Origin of the sequence: Holdemania massiliensis (assembly GCF_022440805.1) — a bacterium.
Classification (GTDB): domain Bacteria; phylum Bacillota_I; class Bacilli_A; order Erysipelotrichales; family Erysipelotrichaceae; genus Holdemania; species Holdemania massiliensis_A.
The window spans coordinates 3074035-3091749 of the sequence record NZ_JAKNTK010000001.1; the positions used below are offsets into that span (position 1 = coordinate 3074035).

The window sequence follows — 17715 nt, forward strand, 5'->3', positions numbered from 1 at the left end:
TTAGAAAGTCATTTCGCTTAGAAAAATTCTTAAGGGTCTGACTGGAAAAGAATGCGACTCAAAATCTGAGATTCTGTCTCATCGCTTCTGTTACTAAGTTTCTTTAGGCATAAGAGTAGATTTTGACGCCTCAAACCTAAATCAGCACGCGCAAGCCTGTAAAAATTCAGGATTAAACAAATCGGTGTCTGTTTCTGCATCGTATACACAATGCCCTTCGCTGAACGTTTTCAACACTTGATAATCTTCGTCAATAATAATAAAGTCAGCATCCATGCCCGCTGCCAGCCTACCCTTATGGGTTGCACCATAGACTAAAGCCGGATTGCGCGAACTCATTTTTACGATTTCCGTCAGCGGCAAATGCAAATTTTCAGCTAAATTACGAATTCCTCGAATAACCGGCAAAGTAGATCCACACAAACGTCCTGTATCCGATAAGCAATACCCTTGCTCATCGATATTGACGTCGAACATTCCGGACAGATGATAGCGTCCGATCGGCGCCCCTGCCATCGGCACATTATCAGAAACCATCATAAAACGATCATACGGATTCTTTTTTACCCGCAGCATCAGCTCGATCATCTCATTGGCAACATGCAGCCCGTCGCAGATCAATTCATTATAAACCTCATCATTGAGCAGGCAGGCGCCTAAGCCTCCCATTCGACGATGATGAATACCTTCCATTACATTTGCGGTATGTGTAGTAACGGTGATCCCCCAATCAAAAGAAGTCAGCGCCTCCTGATACAAGGCATTGCTGTGGGCAAACGCACAACGAACCCCCTGCGAACTCAGCAATTCAATCGCAGCTTTCGCACCCGGCAGTTCCGGCGCAATGGCAACCAGCTTCAACATTCCCTGCGCCGTATCAATCATATCCTGAACATGCTGTAAATCGATATCCGGATGTCCGGTATCAATCCCCTTTTCTCCAACACGATTCAAATAAGGCCCTTCACTATGAATACCGATCGGCTTCGCACCATCAATCGGTCCTTGGGCCACCTTCACGATCGCTTCAAACAAGCTGAAATCCGCTGTCGGCAGACAGGCAGTGACACCTTGTGAGGCTAAACCTTTTAAGTAACCACGAACTACGGCTTCAGGATTTTCCTGTTCTCCCATTAAGCCATATCCCATTGTACCATGATTGTGCGTGTCGATAATTCCCGGCAGAATCCGATGATCTTCAGCATCAATATCAATGGCTACTCTAGCCGTAGGCGGTAAAATTTCTACGATCCGGCCTTCATCAATGTTTAAAATACCGCTGATCATTCCCTGATCTGTAATTATACGATTAGATTTTACAAACATGAACATTCCTCCTTTAAATCACGATAAGTAATTAATTCGATCTGATGCTCTTTCAGAAAAGCTTTTACTTTGGGACTGGTCGCCATGGCTAAATCTTTCATACGAATCATGGTGTAGGTCGTTTCTTTCATCAGATCTTCCTCCACAAATCCGCAATGACAGATAAAATAACCAATTTCATGCTGCAATGAAGCTTGCAAAGCTTGGAGAAAATGCTGCTCCACATCCGTTTTTAACTGATCTTCGATCGGAAAAGGCTTCGGTGTCCATGTGCAGGGAATCATCGATACAGCGTTACTGTTCATGACATCCAGGGTCATCAGAATATTATATTTTTCCGCAATGACTCGCGCTGCCTTTTGTGTATTCGGAGTTGCCATCGAATGGCCATGAAAATACTCTGGTTTACGGCCCATCAATTCAATAAACCGTTTGACCTGATTTTCAGTTTCCAACAAGACCTCTTCATAATTATAGGGATCTTGCTCAAAACACAGACACATTCCCTGCCGTCCGATCACCTTGCCCTCGCGCATACGCTGAACTGAAGGCACAAAGTGTCCATCAGAATTGACCAATGATGGGACTTCAGCAGGATCGCTGATCGGCTTTCCTGCAACCAGATTGATATCAATCCCTACGCAGACTTCGGCACAATCCCGAATTTTTTCAGCAGCCCGCGCAGAACTGGGCATGTTCACAAATAAACCTGTATTGCGAATAATCCCCTGATGAATCCCTTTCAGAATTCCATCCGCCACAGCATCCGTTAAACCATAATCATCACTCTGAAATAATAATTTTTTCATCTTCCATTTATCCTGCCTTTCAATATTTCCAAAATACGCTCCAGTCGTGGGATATCGATCTGACAATCTCGGTTGGAACGTGTATGCCGCACAACAAACTGATGCTTATCAATGGATCCGGACGCTAAAAGCACACTGCGGTCAAAAAAGCGCAGACCATTATCAGGATTCTCATAAATCTTATCAATCCAATCTTCCGCTTTCCAGCCAGAAACGTCAACCCCTTTTTTGTGCGCACAGACCATTTTCTCCCCATAAGCCAAACAATCGAGTAAAATAACTTCCGCCTGCGATGGACAATGCTCTTTTAAGAGCTTCAATCCTTCATAAGAACTGCAGCATTGATCTACCAACACAAATGCGGTTGTTGTGGAAGAGGAACACTCCTGAATCAATCGAAGTACTAATGCCACGGAAGCACTGTTGCGGTTAAAATTCATGCGGTTGCCGCGATTATAGAGCAGGCTGATACCGATACAAGCTGTCAAAATAGCAAGAATCACCATGGCTATTTTCATCGCTAAGCTTAATGACTTCAAGGAATAAACAGCAAAGGCAGCTATGAAAAAACAAACCGCTGCCAATCCCCATTCCAACGCTAAATTCCAGCCCTCTGCCTGCGTATTCTTGCGCGGATTCAGTGGATAATACCGAATCGGCAGATGCGCCTTAACCGGCGTGTCATAAGCGCAGGCAATAACCGTCTTCGCGTGAGCAAGATCGCCAATCACCAGATTGCAGACATGCAGCAGACGGGAATGCTGAGTCTGGAATTCCGTTTTCCAGCCTGCCTGCCGGCACTGCCGGCACATCTCCGCTAAAAAAACCTCTTTTTGTTTTCGCGTATAACGACGTGCCAACGTCACGCCGACCAACATCATTTCATCTTTCATGCGTTACCTCCGAAGGGAAAACAGGCTATGAAGCTCAGTCCTCCATAGCCTAAACTAAACTCTAATTTTTAGAAAATTCTGAAGAAAGCACCAACTAAAGCAAATACGAAGATGCCTAGAATCAGCTGTGTCGGACGAGCTCCCTTTTTAATCAGACGGACTAAGGTAAATAACAAGACTACACCTAACAGCCCCGGGAAGATGGAATTCAGAACATCCCCAATAACAACGGATGTCTGCCCCACATTCAACGTCCAATTTAATGGAACACTAACCATCTGCGCCGTCATGGCACCAACCATGATCAAGCCAAGAACGGAAGCCGCCTTGGTCAAGGCTCCCATCAGTCCGGAAGAGAAGACCATGTCGATGAAAGAGGTGCCATAAATATAACCCCAGTTCACAAAGAAATACTTAACAATCGACTGCGTGACCCCATAAAGCAGGATGAAGATCAAAGTTCCTAATATCGAACCTTCCGCACACAAGCCAATACCAATCCCCGCCGCAATGATTCGCAGGCAGTTAAAGAACAAGCTGTCAAACATTCCCGCTGTCGGACCCATCAGAGCAGCTTTGATACTTTCAATCGTTTGACCATCGATTGAGTTTTTCTCCTTATGCTCTTTTTCCATGGCATAAGCTAAACCCGCAATAAAACTGAATGGAACCGCATGTGTATTGAAGAAATTCTGATGCCGCAGGTACGCTTCACGCTTTCCTTCCATATCATCCTTATAAATACTCTCAATCGCCGGGGCCATTGTGATCGTAAAACCATTCGCTTCCATTTTCACCATATTAAAGCTGGTGAACACCAAATGGGACCGCAGGAACATGGATTTTAAAATTTTCTTTTCTTCTGGTGTTAATACTTTCTTTTCCATTAGAAGAAATCCTCCTCATCTGTCTTTGCTGCCGCACTTGTCAATGAATTCTTTAAATCAATACTGCGCTTTTCTCCCATAAACATCGTGATTGCAATTGCCGCACCTAAGATAGCGATTGGCAAAGTAGCCATGCCTAAATAAGCAACCAGGACATAACCGACAAAGAAGAAGATGCCCACTTCGTTATTCCAGATCATTGAAGTTAAGATCGCGAAGCCAACGCCCAACATCATGGAAGTTGCAGCACCCAGACCCGTCATAACCCACGTCGGCATGCCCGCCAAGAAAGCATTCAAGCCTTCAACACCATACGAAACAGCAAAGAACAGAATGACGACGTTGATCAACGGTGTCAAGCATGAAAAACCAATTGTTTGGAATGCAAATTTACGCGGGTTGCACTCCGCCGCCAGTTTCTCCCAATAAGCGGCCAGAGAAGCCCAGATCGGTGTAAACATACCAGCAATAGAAGCCATGACCGTACCAATAGGTAAAGCGATAGCCAAGCCTGCTTCAATATCGGCACCCGTCAGAATGGTATAAGCAACAGCAATGATGCTGGATGTTGTGGCATCAGCCGGAATGGAACCGCCGATTGCAGAAATTCCCATGAAGATTGATTCCAAAGAAGCCCCCATAATGATGCCTGTTTTGAAGTCCCCCAAAATCAGCCCCGCCAGTGGAGCAACAACGATTGGGCGATTAAGACACTGCCAAGACATGATGTAGGGATCTAAAATAGCAATGATATAATAGGCTAAACAAATTTGTAAAGCTGCGGATACCATATTTCTCCTCCTCTTTTCCTAATAAACTACGGTAATATGTTGGTTTACAATCCCAGAATCTTACTTAATTTCTCCGGATTATCTTCCGGTGTGGTTTGATAAACCGTATCGATTCCAAAGCTCAGAACTTTCTTAAAATCTTCAACTTCATCCTCGTAAGCATACAAATTGGAACCATACGTCCGTCTGGCAAGATCGCCTTGCTTTGGCGCAATGCGTCCATAGTTGCCAACATTGATCAACGGAATATCCTTCACTTCCTCCAAAATCTGAATTAAATCTTTTGGATTAGAAATGATAACCAGGATCTTATGCCCTGCCGCGCGCGGATCTTTCAGTAATGTAATAGAATCGGCAACAGAACGAATGGTTACCTTAGCGGTAGCAGGAGCAGCCATCATTAAGCTTTGCTGAATGATTTTATTTGCAGCAGCCTCATCATTAGCTACTACAATTCGATCTACCCCCGTATGTCTGGACCATTTAATCGCGACCTGCCCATGGATTAATCGCTCATCTAAACGTACTAATTTAATCATTTTTTACATCCTCCTTTCTTTAGAAAAAATCCTCTTGTTCCTCCGTTAAGTCCGGCAGCTGCACAATACTTAGCATTGATCGGCTCTGCTCAACAATTTGTTCAAGTTCCTCAGCAGTCACTTCCGTCTTAGTTGAAAGCTCAAGAACACAGGCCAGATTTACGCCCCCAATCAACGTTGTATTTGGCTTCTGCAGATAAGTCATCATGACCTGATTAACACTTCCGCCAATTAAATCTGACATCAATAAGACTTGATCTTCTTCAGAAACCTCTGCATAAAAAGCATCTAATTTTTCCTGAACTGATGATTGATCAATATACGCGTCAAATACAGTAACATTGTTGGAAGCCCCCATCAGAATATCCAGCGAACTTTTCATACCGCTGGCTAAATGACCATGGGATGACAAAAAGATTTTCAGCATGCTATACCCCTTTCTTGTTGTATTTCTTATCAACGAGTTAACTATATCCCGTTATTGTAAGCGTTACCACGTCCATTTTTTCCGAAAAAAAAGGGAAAACTTTCTATATTTCCCTTACATAAGTGAAATTGGCAAAGCCTTCAAACTCTCGCGAACAATCTCCGTCAACCCAATAACATGATGATTTTCAATCAGCATCCACAGATTTTCATTATCCCTGAAAAATGTCATTAACAGATCATTCACAAATCTTGCAGCCTCTAAACAATGATCAAAATCTACACTGATTACAACAATATGCAAAATTGGCTGATCATTAAATATTTTTTCCTGATTTAGCTGATAAATTTCAAAAACACCTTGACTAACAAAACGCCTTTTAATAAATAAAATACACACTTTATTGGCAACACTGGTTTTTGCTGAAAAATGCAGATCCGCATTAATCTGTTCCACACTCTCAGCATCTTTTCCCATCTTAAAACTTATTAACCGAATAAAAGAATCCATGTTCTCATACTCAAAATCCCGATAAACATTAAAAACAGACAAATGAAGATGATTAAGAACTGACTGCAGCTGAACACCTGACAAGATCACTTGATTGTAAATATCATTCATTTGTTTTTGCGTCGGAATGCTGTTAACCATTAAGCAAGGCCAGTCATACTTATAGGAATAATAAGGATAACTTAAAATCGCCCAATCATAATCTTCCACTGGCAATTTTCGCATTTCATAAAGTTCATAAACATCTAAACAAGCAAAATAGGAATCAAATCGCCTTTCGATCATCTGTTTTAAAATTCCTGACGAAATATAACCGCCGCCATTCGATAAGACCGCTCGAATAGGTTTAAAGGGATAGGAAATCATAAGCAGCAATGTATTTAGATGACCAGCAAAAGTAAGTAAATTATACAGACCAAGTTTACAATGATACTGGGTCTCAAACATAGAAGATAAATTATAGGTCAATTTTGCAGCCAAAGGGCAATCTTGAATTCGGGAATCTTCTGAATGCAAACTTTTTACACTATGGAATAACGCATTGAAATCTTTTTGTACCAAAAGCGGGATCAATCCAGCGCACAAAATCTGATTCCAATCTGGAATTAATGTAAGATCAACACTGTAATCTTTTTTTATGGATTTACAAAAAGCTATGCTTAATTTGTCAGCCTCTTCTGCCAATTCAAAATAATTTTCAGAAAGATCACAATCAAATGGAATATCTGCCCAGAAAATCAGAAGCAGACCAAAAGCCAGAATTTCATCTTCACTGACATCAAAACCAGAAAAATGTCCGCAATTTTCAATAACCATTTTAGCTACATGATATTCCCGAAAACGATGGATATAATCACGCTGTTTTTGAGATAAAGTAATAATATATCCTGCTTGATAACGAGAAACCATCAGTAATAGATAACGGGATAAACGCTGTGTGTTTCCATCTAAAATATGGCATTCTGATTCTCTTAATGTCTTTAAAAAAATGTGCCGAATTTCATAGCGCTCCTCATCCTCCCTTTCAAAGAAAGACAAATAATCTGTATTTTTATACAGATTCACTGCCTCGTGATAGTGATTTTCAAAAATACACAACATTAACATTCTTCGATCAAATTCACTGCCTTTTACCAGAGGACCCTCTTCATGCCTTTTTTTAAGACGCAAATTAAATTTGCTTAGAAGAAAATTTACTTCTTTCATTTCTTCTCGGATTGAACTCTTCGTGAGATAAAGCTCATCGGCAATGTCTTCTATTGTTAAAAATTTTTCCTCTACAATGATACGTCGCAAAATATCATTCGTTCTGTCATTCTGTGCCCGAGGCGTTTCCCCAACCGCTGAAAAATGAATAGTTAACTGCTTTTTAACAGGAGCAAATCGTTCCTCGTCGAATACCTTAAGAACATAGCCTTTTCCTTTTTTAGCTATCAAATCAGCACCGCTCGCTCTAGCAAAAGCTTCTAATTCAGCAATATCATTTTTTATCGTCCGCTCAGTAACCCCTACTTTCTTGGCAAGTTCAAAAGACCGAATATATTCTTCCTGCTGAGCAAGAATATAGAACAACTGTAGAATTCTCTTTTTTTCATTGGCCATTCTAATCCCTCCATCTTTTGTAGTTGGTTCATAAAGTAGACTTTACCTGACGATTGAAATATAATAAGAATTACTGGAAAAACCCTACTTTTTAAGCGTGAATTTGCCTGGTGCAAAAAGTCTACTTTTTCATCCGAACTAGAATCTTGCTGCAAAAATGAATAAGGGTTAACCAAGCAATTAGAAATTTTAAATTTCTCTGAGATGTTAACAATCGAATAATAGATTTTCTTTGAAAATCATCGAACTAACTAAGTAAAAAAGCCTCTGGCTACGAGGCTTTTACTTGGTTAGTTCGAACTGCACAGGGTTTTATTTAATGAGTTCCCAAATCACTCGTCCTGATACAGAGCATATAGCTTACCAGGCTGCTCAAAAAATCATTTTTGAGCTCAGAGAAACTACTTTAATAATTGAACTAACCAAACAGACAATTTTGTTTCTCTATTTATAATATACGCAAAAAATCACCCCCATAAAAAATCAATTTTCTTAAAACATTTACAATATCTCCTCAGTTTTTTACCGAAACACGTCATTATCAGAAAACAAAGGACCCTAAAAAGGATATGACGATGAATACACTACACAAGCTCTTTTTGACTTCTCCTTGCTGGCAACAACTGATTCTCTAATTATCGAAGCCGCAAAACTCGATTCAGATGAACTGTCAGATACAACATTTCTTCTTCGCTCAATTCCTGTCCATAACTGCTGGCAACATACTTTTTTATTTTTTCCGCGCATTGATATTCCTGACTACATCGCTGACGAATCATCCCAAGCATACTCAGGTCAGAATTCTCCAGCAATTCTTTACGCAAAACTCGTTTGGCAAAAAACTCCAGATGAATGATTAATCTGGAATAATCCAGGCTATTAAAATCAATTTCTCTATGAAAGTGATATTTGCAGATGTTTAAAATATCTTTAATCATCTCAACGATCAAATAACTAGAAGATGGATCTTGTTCTTTATCGCGAGCATTGACAATATGAAAAGCAATGTTTCCCGCTTCATCAATTGGAAATTCCTGATTAAATGCAGCATTCATGAGCAATCTTCCCTGCTGCCCTACCGCAAACTCTTCCGGATAAATCCGCTGGACCTCAAATACCAGCTTATTTTGCAGGCGCACTCCTTTTTGCATGCGCTCCCAAGCAAATTGAAGATGATCGATCAAAGCTATCGAGAGATAAGGGCTTAGCTCGCAGGATAACTGTGCCTGTGCTAATTCCGTAATCTGTCCAGCAATCTCAATAATCCGGATGTCAGCCTTTTCCAACATTTCCGCATAGTCACTGATTTGAGTACAATTCTGTGGAACAAAAACCCGTTCAATTTGCGAAGGATCGACAATATCACCTTTTTTATGATTGTATCCTAACCCACGTCCAAATAAAATATATTCCTTATCCTGCTCCTGAGCCAGTACCACGCTTGAATTCAAGAGTTTCACGATCACCACGGAGTTCACCCCCTATCTGTTTTTGATTTGACTCTGCATCCAATAAAATGATTTCTTTTTTATTCTTTTAAAAGTTCCGCTGCCATTATCGTCTACATCACAATACACTAAACCATAACGCTTTGACATTTGTCCACTAGATGCAGATACCTGATCCAAAAAACTCCACATAGTATAGGCAAGAATTTCTACACCATCCTTCTCAGCTTCATTTAAAGCATGAAGATGAGCCTCAAGGTAAGCAATTCGATAATCATCTTCAATTATATCATTCGTTACCACATCCCGAGCTCCCAAACCATTTTCCACAATCATCAGTGGAATCTGATATCGATCATACAAATAATTAAGAGCGTAACGCAGCCCCTGTGGATCAATCTGCCAACCCCATTCGCTTGTCTTTAAAAATGGATTACGAGCACCGCCGAACAAATTACCCGCACTTTTTTCTGCGGTTGCTTCAATGCTTGCAGCATTGCTGCAGTAATAAGATGTCGCGAGAAAATCAACAGGATTCTGAGCCAACACATCTAATTCCGCTTGCGTTCGTTCCAACTGCAGAGCTTGTTCATCAATCTTTCTTTCATATGTACCAGGATATATCCCATGAACTAAAACATCTGCTATTGAAAGAGCATTTCGTTCTAAATCATAGGCCAACATAATATTTTCCGGTCTGCAGTCAACTGGATAGATTGGTGAATAGGCAATCATAGCTCCAATCTGAATCCCTTTTCCTATCGCATGTGCGGCAGCGATTGTCTGTGCGTTAGCATACAACATATTATGCAAGGCTTGAGCTTTTGCTTCTTCAGGCTTATCCGTAAGATCTACCCCCACCGCCAGCGTACATGGAAAATACAATAACATATTCATCTCGTTAAACGTAATCCAATACTTCACTCGATCGCCATAGTGTTCCAATAAAAACTGACTATATCTTAGAAAACAACGTATAAATTCCTTGTTTTCCCATCCTCCATACTTTTCAGCAAGCGCCTGCGGGATTTCCAGATGACTCATCGTAACGATGGGCACGATCTTTTCAGCCAATAATTTGTCGATTAAATCATCATAATGTTTAACTGCCAATGGATTTGGCTGCATCTCCTCTCCCTGTGGAAAAAAACGTGACCAAGCGAAAGAAAAGCGCAAACATTCCAATCCACACTCTGCCATAAGATCAATATCTTCCTGATAACGATGGTAGAAATCCACAGCCTGATGCGTTGGATAATAATGCTTGTCATCCGGCTTCGGATAACGTCGTGTCAGATCCCTGCGTCCAGCCGGTACGGTATCACTGATGGATAAGCCTTTCCCATCTTCATCATAAGCCCCCTCGCTTTGAGAAGCGGATAAAGCCGCCCCCAACAACATTTTGGTTTTCCCCATTCTTATTCCCCCTTTTTCACGCGAAGCAGTGGTGTATTTGCGGTTGCCACTCCGCCCGCAAGCTGCTGAATCTGAACATGTTCGCCATTTGTTATAACTACAGGCGTTATCATATCATATCCCAGTTCATTTAAACGGTCTAAATCCATTGTGGCAATTAATTGTCCGGAACTGACTTTTTCCCCTTTTACAACCTTGTTCTGAAAACCATTCCCTTGCAGATTTACTGTATCAATTCCTAAATGAATTAAAATCTCAGTACCTAATTCTGTCGTAATACCGATTGCATGACGAGTTTCAAATAACGCAGTAATTGTTCCGGAGACAGGCGCATAGACTTGTCCCTCTTGCGGTCGTATTGCCAGACCGGGTCCCAAAATACCTTCAGAAAATATTTTATCTTGGACTTCGCTTAATTCACAGATCTGTCCTGTCACAGGTGCAAACAATGTTTCTTCTATTTCATTAGCAGGTCGCTCCTTTTCGTACATCGTTTTCGAATCATATGTTTCTTCTTGGTCATCAAATCCCAAAGCAAGAGTCAGAATAAAAGCCGTTACAAAAGAAACGATACAACAAACGACAAAAGCTAATATATTGGAAACTCCGCCTGCAATAAAGCCTGGAAAAGCCATTAATCCCGGACTCAGGAACGTATACGCACGTAATCCCATGATTACAGCTACAATCCCACCAGTGAACCCTGACGCAAGAACAGCCCAGAATGGCCTTTTCAACTTGAGTGTAACCCCATATAAAGCAGGCTCCGAAATTCCAAAGCAGGCAGTTAAACCAGCTGAAACAGCAAGCTGGCGAAATTCTTTATCCTTAGTCCTTAATGCTACCGCAAAGCAGGCTCCTCCCTGCCCCAGATTCGTTGGCAGTCCCGTAACTCCCATCAAAACGATATAGCCCAATGAAGCCAATGACTGGAAAACTAATGGAAACAATGCATACTGCATTCCTGTAATGACAATCAGTGGGGCAATGACAGACATAACAATCGTCACCAGCCAGCCTGCCTGTTCCTGAAGCCAGGCCACCAGCATTGCTAGATAATTGCCGCCGATCGCTCCTGCAGGACCAATGATAACCAATGTTAAGGGGATCATGACCATTAACGTGATCAAAGGTTTAATGAAGTATTTAACAAAAGAAGGCGTAATTCGCTCTGCAAAACGTTCAACGTAAGACATCACCCAAATTGCAATGATGATGGGTAATACCGAGGATGAATAGGAGGCCGCTGTAACGGGAAGGCCAAACAATGTCAGCGGAGTTCCAGAGTTCGTCATTGCGATGAAGTCAGGATGCAGAAGACAGCCTGCTAGAACTACAGCTACAAAGGGATTACAGCCTAATTTCTTCGCTGATGTAAATGCCAGCAGCATTGGCAAAAAATAGAAAATCACGTTTGAACAATAATTGATGATTTGATAAGTAGAGGAATCTGTTGCTATCCAGTTGAACGTGGTAAGCATAACCAATACAGCCTGCAGCATTGCACAGCCGCACAATGCCGGTAAAATTGGAGTAAAAATTCCTGCAATCGTATCAATAACCAAGGAGATAAGGTTTCCCTTTTTTTGAACTTTTTCTGAGGATTCCTTGTGTTCACCGACAATTTGATTTACGGCATAGAATACGCTTTGAACTTCATTGCCAATTACTACTTGGATCTCGCCCATTCGTTTATTCAGTTCGAGTACACCAGACAGTTGTTTTATTGCTTCTTCGTTGATTATCGCTTCATCTTTCACAATAAAACGTAATCGTGTTGCACAGTGTGTTACTTGTCGGATGTTGCTTTTTCCACCCAAAAAATCTACAATTTTCTGAGCCAGTTCAGCATACTTCATGTTGTTCCTCCTCACTAAGGCACTAAAAAAGACCCAACAAAAAACATACGTTTTTTATTAGGTCTTGCCTGAACGAAATCAGTAACATGCCTTAAAACTAGTTTCATAATAACACAAGAACTGAGCGTCTACAATAGGAGATGTAAACTTTTTAAATTTTTATTCTCTGTTTCTTTTTTCATAACTAACGTGCAGTTCTCAAAGTTAAATACCTTCTTAATCCATTTCGTAAGAACAAATAATAAAAAAACCCTAATAGGGTTATAATGATTAATGGAGCGAATGATGGGAATCGAACCCACGTAGTCAGCTTGGAAGGCTGAAGTTCTACCATTGAACTACATTCGCATAATTAAGTGGTGTCCCGGAAAGGAATCGAACCTTCGACCCACTGATTAAAAGTCAGTTGCTCTACCGCCTGAGCTACCGGGACATAGATAATCTAAATAAAAAATGGCTGGGGCACCTGGGGTCGAACCAGGGAAATGACAGAGTCAAAGTCTGTTGCCTTACCGCTTGGCTATGCCCCACTATCTTAAAAAAGAATGGTGGAGAGGGGCAGATTCGAACTGCCGAACCCGTTGGGAACTGATTTACAGTCAGCCGCGTTTAGCCACTTCGCTACCTCTCCAACTCCTGGTGCCGACTATAGGAATCGAACCTACAACCTACTGATTACAAATCAGTTGCTCTGCCAATTGAGCTAAGTCGGCAATAAAAAAATGGTGGAGGCTGAGGGGCTCGAACCCCCGACCCTCTGCTTGTAAGGCAGACGCTCTCCCAACTGAGCTAAGCCTCCATCTTTTTATTGCTGATTACCAGCGCTTTAATAATATATCATAAGATAAGAATCTCGTCAACATTAAATTTGATTTTTTTGACCTACACTGAACTACATTCTAAATTTTTTCTCTGAAAGTATCTCTGCTTTCTTATCTATTTAATGATTTTATGCCGAGAAAACTTATTGAAAACGAGTGCCCCTAAGATATACTTGTGCAGCCAAGACTCGTAAACATATTATTTTCGTCCTTGGGCAATGCTTTGGGTTCTTAGGGGCAGAGGCTCGTTGTCAATAAGGAAATTGGAATAAATCTGAAACATCTTTAATAAGTTAGAAGAACACAATAATACTGAGCTTGAATCAAAATATTTTTATCTATTGATTTCCATTTTCTCAATTTTCCTCACAAGTTCACACTCAAAAGCAGGATTTCAAATTATCGAGTTATTCAGTTTTTTCTTCAACTGGCTGATATGGCAACATCCAAGATTCACTATTTTCAATCAATTTCAATTGTGCATCTTCTGGCGCAATTCTCTGTTTTATCACATCTTCGGCAATTTCAATCAACTGAATTTCAGCAAGCATATCCCAGCCTCTAATCGAAGGATCTTTTTCGAAAGCAACCATAGACTCCTCTTGAGAGAAGGAGAAGGCATAGCTGATCTGCCTTTGATTTTCATTTCTAAACGCTAGATAATAAGGCTTGACCAGATCAGAATCTACCTTATCTTCCATTTCTTCCTCAGTAGGTATAGGACGATTCTCAAGTTTATCCACTTTCGTTACAGCCGGAATCGCATCAACTGTATTTATATAGGCTTGAATACCCATTTCGCTGCGAATTAATCGCAATACTTCATTCGATGCTGAAGGATATTTTGTTCCTTCCGCCAGCAAGTAACCTTTTGTCTTCGCTAAAGGTGCGAGTGTAATACCTTCCCACGAAGGCATAGGAGAAAAGTAAAAATCCTGTTGTTCTATATCTTCCTGCTGGTTGTAATACATCCAAGTTCCTACTAAGGAAAAAGGCGATATTAGTTTTTCCAGATAGCTGTCATACAGCCATCCCTCTTCAAAAACTCGATCATTCTCTACACGATAAGGAAGAATCTCTTCTTCAGTTTCAGAATTATCTTGGGCTTCTTGTTGCTCATCTGCATCTGACGGTAATTCCTCTTCTGTTTTCTCTATTTCTGGATCAGTCTCTGCTGGATCTCCTTCCATTTCATTCAAGTCAGCTGACTGTGCCTCATCGCTCTCATCCTCTTCATTTGCATTTAAATACCAAGGATGTTCTCCCATTGCACGCATGAATTTTAAAGTCTCCAAGAAACTATCAGAATCTACACCCGGCGCAAGTGCTTCATGGGATGCAAAGAAGCGAAAATCATCAGCACTAAAAAATCCAAGAGAAGCCCACAGCTCAGATAATGAAAATGGGAAAACAGCCGTTATTTTCCGATTATGATAATCCCGTTCACGACCATTCCAGTCATCTGCCAGCGCCATCAATTTTTCAAAACTATCAAAATTATCTATCAAACCATCCTCATTATCATCCGTTACATCATAGCCCAGTTCACCAAGCATTGTGACATTGGTGGAAAATACCAGTCCATAATAGCTCATTGGTACATAACGTAAACCATCCAGATTTAAAAGTTCGCCAAATTGCAGTGGTACATGTTCCTGAATCTCATCTTTTAATTCAGGTTGGACCGGCATAAAATGATTAATGATCTGCGCGGCATCATTGCTCCACAGCAAGGCGATGTCAGTTTTATACCCCAGCCATGTCGCAGCATCAAAATCCTGTACGACAATCGGTTCAATCACATTCATCTGTTCAGGGTGCTCTTGATTCCAAAGTTCAACTAACGCCTGACCATAAGCTTCGGTTTCTACCATAACTCTGACTTTAGCGTCCTTTTCAACTTGATATTGCTGCAGTTCTTCATCATAACAGATTATTCCGTTTTCAGCGATACAAGGCTTTTCTTGGGTACACCCTCCAAGCATGACCATGAATCCGATCCAAATAAATACTAGTCTTCGCATTTTCTTCACCTCAGTGTCCAATTAAACCGTTATCATGGTAACAGACTTCTAAAAGATTGACAAATTTATTTTTGTTTTCCCCTTGATCTATGAACATAAAAACTTAAATTCTGCCAATCCTAATGCTTTTCATGATAGAATAAACTTGAAAATATCAGTTGATAAAGGAGTATTTTATGAGCTATTTATTAAAGTTGCAACAAGCCTTGAAGCGCCAAAAGATTTTGCATGATTATCCTTTTAATTATACCCTTCCAGATCTTTTTGACAGCTTGGACTTGAAATGTTCTTCAAAATATCGCTTGCCCTCGGGTGAAATTCGTGTTGATCCTTATGAATTTTTCGACGAATTGATTAATTCGCTGCGAAAAGGAAATTCCGAACCTGTCTGCCAGCCTTATTATATGGATCATCCAATTACACGTCCAGCTGCTCACGGAAATTGGATTCGCCAGAGCAGCGTTTATTCATGCATGATTCGAACATCCAGCAGCTGGGATCATGACCGCAGCGGGAACCTGGAAAGTGAAAATCTCTATGGATTAAAAGAAACAGGTACCTTTGTCAAAACGTTGGCTCTGATTCCATTATTAAAGAAAATGGGTATCGATACTTTATATTTACTGCCGATCAGTCAATACTCAACAAAAAATAAAAAAGGAGATTTAGGTTCTCCTTATGGGGTCAGTAATTTTTTCAAATTGGATCCCAGCTTAAAAGACCCAATGACCGGCGGCGAATTAAGTGTTGAAGATGAATTTAAAGCGCTCGTAGAAGCTTGTCATTGTCAGGATATCAAAGTAATCATCGATATTATTCCGCGGACAAATTCTGTAAACTCAGATCTGATTGCGGAACACCCAGATTGGTTTTATTGGATTGATGTTAACCAGTTATCCACATATGTGCCTCCATATGTTCCGGGTGTTGAACCTGGCAGTACGGCGGATCCAAAATACTTAGAACTGATGTACGCCAGTGAAGAGGTTCTCAAGCACATTCGTAAATTCCAGCCAAATCCGCAAAGTTTGGATTCAAAAAAGTGGAAAACAGTTGTATCTCAATGGAAAAAGGGAAAAGGTGAAATATTGGATTTAGTCCAGGAAGCCTTTGGAATGACCGTAGCTCCTGCCTTCAGCGACTGTATTAATGACCCACAGCCGGCCTGGAACGATATAACATTTTTCCGGATGTATTTAGATCATCCGACTGCCTCCGTTCCTTTTTTACCAAAAGACGAAAACTTCAATCCCTACATTCTTTATGATGTTGCGAAATCAAGCCTGAATCCTGGCAGTCTCATCAATCAGCCTTTATGGGATTTGTTAAGTCAGATTATTCCATATTATCAAACAGAGTTCGGAATTGATGGAGCGCGAATTGACATGGGACACGCACTGCCATTGGAATTAGTAAAGCAGATCATTGAAGCAGCCAGAAAAATTGATCCGCATTTCTGTTTTATTGCGGAGGAGTTGGATTCACAAAATGCCTCTGTATCCTTGGAAAAAGGGTATAACATGATTATCGGCGGAGGGTTTACAATGGAAACGCGGCCAAAGGAAGATAAATTAAATGCCTTTGCCTACGGAGCTTCTGCCTTGCCTTGCCCAGTCTTTGCCGTTGGCGAAACTCACGACACCCCACGATTAAGTGCCCGTGAAGGGGGACAGCGCTTAAGCCGGATGTTAACCTTATTGAATTTATTTATTCCCAATTGTGTACCTTTCCTTAATTCCGGACAGGAAGTCTATGAGCTTCAACCGATGAATACCGGATTGGATTGTCGTCCAAACGAACAAGATCAGCTGCCCGAGTCTGATCCGTATTATCGAAAATTAGCCTTATTTGACCGTTATGCTTTCCATTACCTGCATCCGCAGCGATGGGAATTGCCAACACTTTTGGAAGAGGCTTCAAAAATTCGCTATCGTTATCGCTCTGCCATAACCCGAAAACAGGATCAATTTCCACTCATGTTTGAAGGGCCTTGGATTCCTGCCTTAGGTTTTGGATATGCCCTTAAGCGTTCCATGATCTTAGTGATTGCCAACCATGACCTGGATCACCGCCATCGTCACTGGATCCGTACGGATAACCTTCCAGAAAATTTTCAAAAGGTTTTGAGTTCCGCAACAGTTATCTTTACTTCAGAAAGCCGAAATATCGAAATTGATTTGAGTCTGGAAATAGGTGATCGGGCTCTTTGTGCTGAATTTTTACCTGGAGAAGTCAAGATTATTGAAATTTCCTGCTGAGTCATTGTGAGCTTTCCTTGCCAGATGCCCATATAGAAGTACATATCAATCAGACTTTACTGAATCCGGATATCATTTTTCCTGGATTCAGTTTTTATTATAAAC

At 40.9% G+C, this 17715-nt stretch carries 13 protein-coding genes and 6 tRNA genes; 1 reads left to right on the forward strand and 18 read right to left on the reverse strand.

What is annotated here, in order from left to right:
* Positions 1-141: 141 nt before the first annotated feature.
* From MCG46_RS14275 to MCG46_RS14360, 18 genes are all read right to left on the reverse strand, one after another.
* Positions 142-1326 carry an N-acetylglucosamine-6-phosphate deacetylase gene (locus tag MCG46_RS14275; RefSeq protein WP_240280566.1) on the reverse strand — a complete coding sequence of 395 codons (1185 nt, stop codon included), beginning with the start codon at positions 1324-1326 and terminating at the stop codon, positions 142-144.
* Positions 1317-2135, reverse strand: coding sequence for a ChbG/HpnK family deacetylase (locus MCG46_RS14280; RefSeq protein ID WP_154240431.1), 819 nt, complete (start codon positions 2133-2135; stop codon positions 1317-1319). Before MCG46_RS14280 ends, MCG46_RS14275 begins: the two co-directional genes overlap by 10 nt.
* The gene (locus MCG46_RS14285) at positions 2132-3028 is read right to left on the reverse strand and encodes a hypothetical protein (protein WP_240280567.1); all 897 of its coding nucleotides are present in this window, start codon (positions 3026-3028) and stop codon (positions 2132-2134) included. The genes MCG46_RS14280 and MCG46_RS14285 overlap by 4 nt, the downstream gene beginning before the upstream one ends.
* 68 nt (positions 3029-3096) lie before the next feature.
* Positions 3097-3915, reverse strand: coding sequence for a PTS system mannose/fructose/sorbose family transporter subunit IID (locus MCG46_RS14290; RefSeq protein WP_240280568.1), 819 nt, complete (start codon positions 3913-3915; stop codon positions 3097-3099).
* Positions 3915-4706, reverse strand: coding sequence for a PTS mannose/fructose/sorbose/N-acetylgalactosamine transporter subunit IIC (locus tag MCG46_RS14295; RefSeq protein WP_020224377.1), 792 nt, complete (start codon positions 4704-4706; stop codon positions 3915-3917). The genes MCG46_RS14290 and MCG46_RS14295 overlap by 1 nt, the downstream gene beginning before the upstream one ends.
* 44 nt (positions 4707-4750) lie before the next feature.
* On the reverse strand, positions 4751-5245 hold the full coding sequence (locus tag MCG46_RS14300) for a PTS sugar transporter subunit IIB (protein ID WP_020224378.1): 495 nt from the start codon (positions 5243-5245) through the stop codon (positions 4751-4753).
* A gap of 19 nt (positions 5246-5264) precedes the next feature.
* Positions 5265-5672 carry a PTS sugar transporter subunit IIA gene (locus MCG46_RS14305; protein ID WP_020224379.1) on the reverse strand — a complete coding sequence of 136 codons (408 nt, stop codon included), beginning with the start codon at positions 5670-5672 and terminating at the stop codon, positions 5265-5267.
* A 114-nt stretch (positions 5673-5786) separates the two neighbouring features.
* On the reverse strand, positions 5787-7784 hold the full coding sequence (locus MCG46_RS14310) for a BglG family transcription antiterminator (RefSeq protein WP_240280569.1): 1998 nt from the start codon (positions 7782-7784) through the stop codon (positions 5787-5789).
* A gap of 635 nt (positions 7785-8419) precedes the next feature.
* A complete protein-coding gene (locus tag MCG46_RS14315; RefSeq protein WP_240280570.1) occupies positions 8420-9253 on the reverse strand; it encodes a PRD domain-containing protein in 834 nt (277 codons plus the stop codon).
* A 12-nt stretch (positions 9254-9265) separates the two neighbouring features.
* A complete protein-coding gene (locus MCG46_RS14320) occupies positions 9266-10648 on the reverse strand; it encodes a glycoside hydrolase family 1 protein (protein ID WP_240280571.1) in 1383 nt (460 codons plus the stop codon).
* 2 nt (positions 10649-10650) lie between these two features.
* A complete protein-coding gene (locus tag MCG46_RS14325; protein WP_240280572.1) occupies positions 10651-12507 on the reverse strand; it encodes a beta-glucoside-specific PTS transporter subunit IIABC in 1857 nt (618 codons plus the stop codon).
* Between the two features lie 274 nt (positions 12508-12781).
* Positions 12782-12855, reverse strand: a tRNA-Gly gene (locus tag MCG46_RS14330).
* Positions 12856-12864: 9 nt separating this feature from the next.
* Positions 12865-12940: transfer RNA gene (locus MCG46_RS14335), tRNA-Lys, on the reverse strand.
* A gap of 21 nt (positions 12941-12961) precedes the next feature.
* Positions 12962-13037: transfer RNA gene (locus MCG46_RS14340), tRNA-Gln, on the reverse strand.
* 16 nt (positions 13038-13053) lie between these two features.
* A tRNA-Tyr gene (locus tag MCG46_RS14345) sits at positions 13054-13138 on the reverse strand.
* Between the two features lie 6 nt (positions 13139-13144).
* A tRNA-Thr gene (locus tag MCG46_RS14350) sits at positions 13145-13220 on the reverse strand.
* Positions 13221-13230: 10 nt separating this feature from the next.
* A tRNA-Val gene (locus MCG46_RS14355) sits at positions 13231-13306 on the reverse strand.
* A gap of 429 nt (positions 13307-13735) precedes the next feature.
* Entirely contained in the window at positions 13736-15352 is a 1617-nt protein-coding gene (locus tag MCG46_RS14360; protein WP_240280573.1) for a hypothetical protein, read from the reverse strand.
* Positions 15353-15528: 176 nt separating this feature from the next.
* Here MCG46_RS14360 and MCG46_RS14365 point away from each other — a divergent pair, with 176 nt between their 5' ends.
* A complete protein-coding gene (locus tag MCG46_RS14365; protein ID WP_020224387.1) occupies positions 15529-17610 on the forward strand; it encodes an alpha-amylase family glycosyl hydrolase in 2082 nt (693 codons plus the stop codon).
* Positions 17611-17715 lie beyond the last annotated feature (105 nt).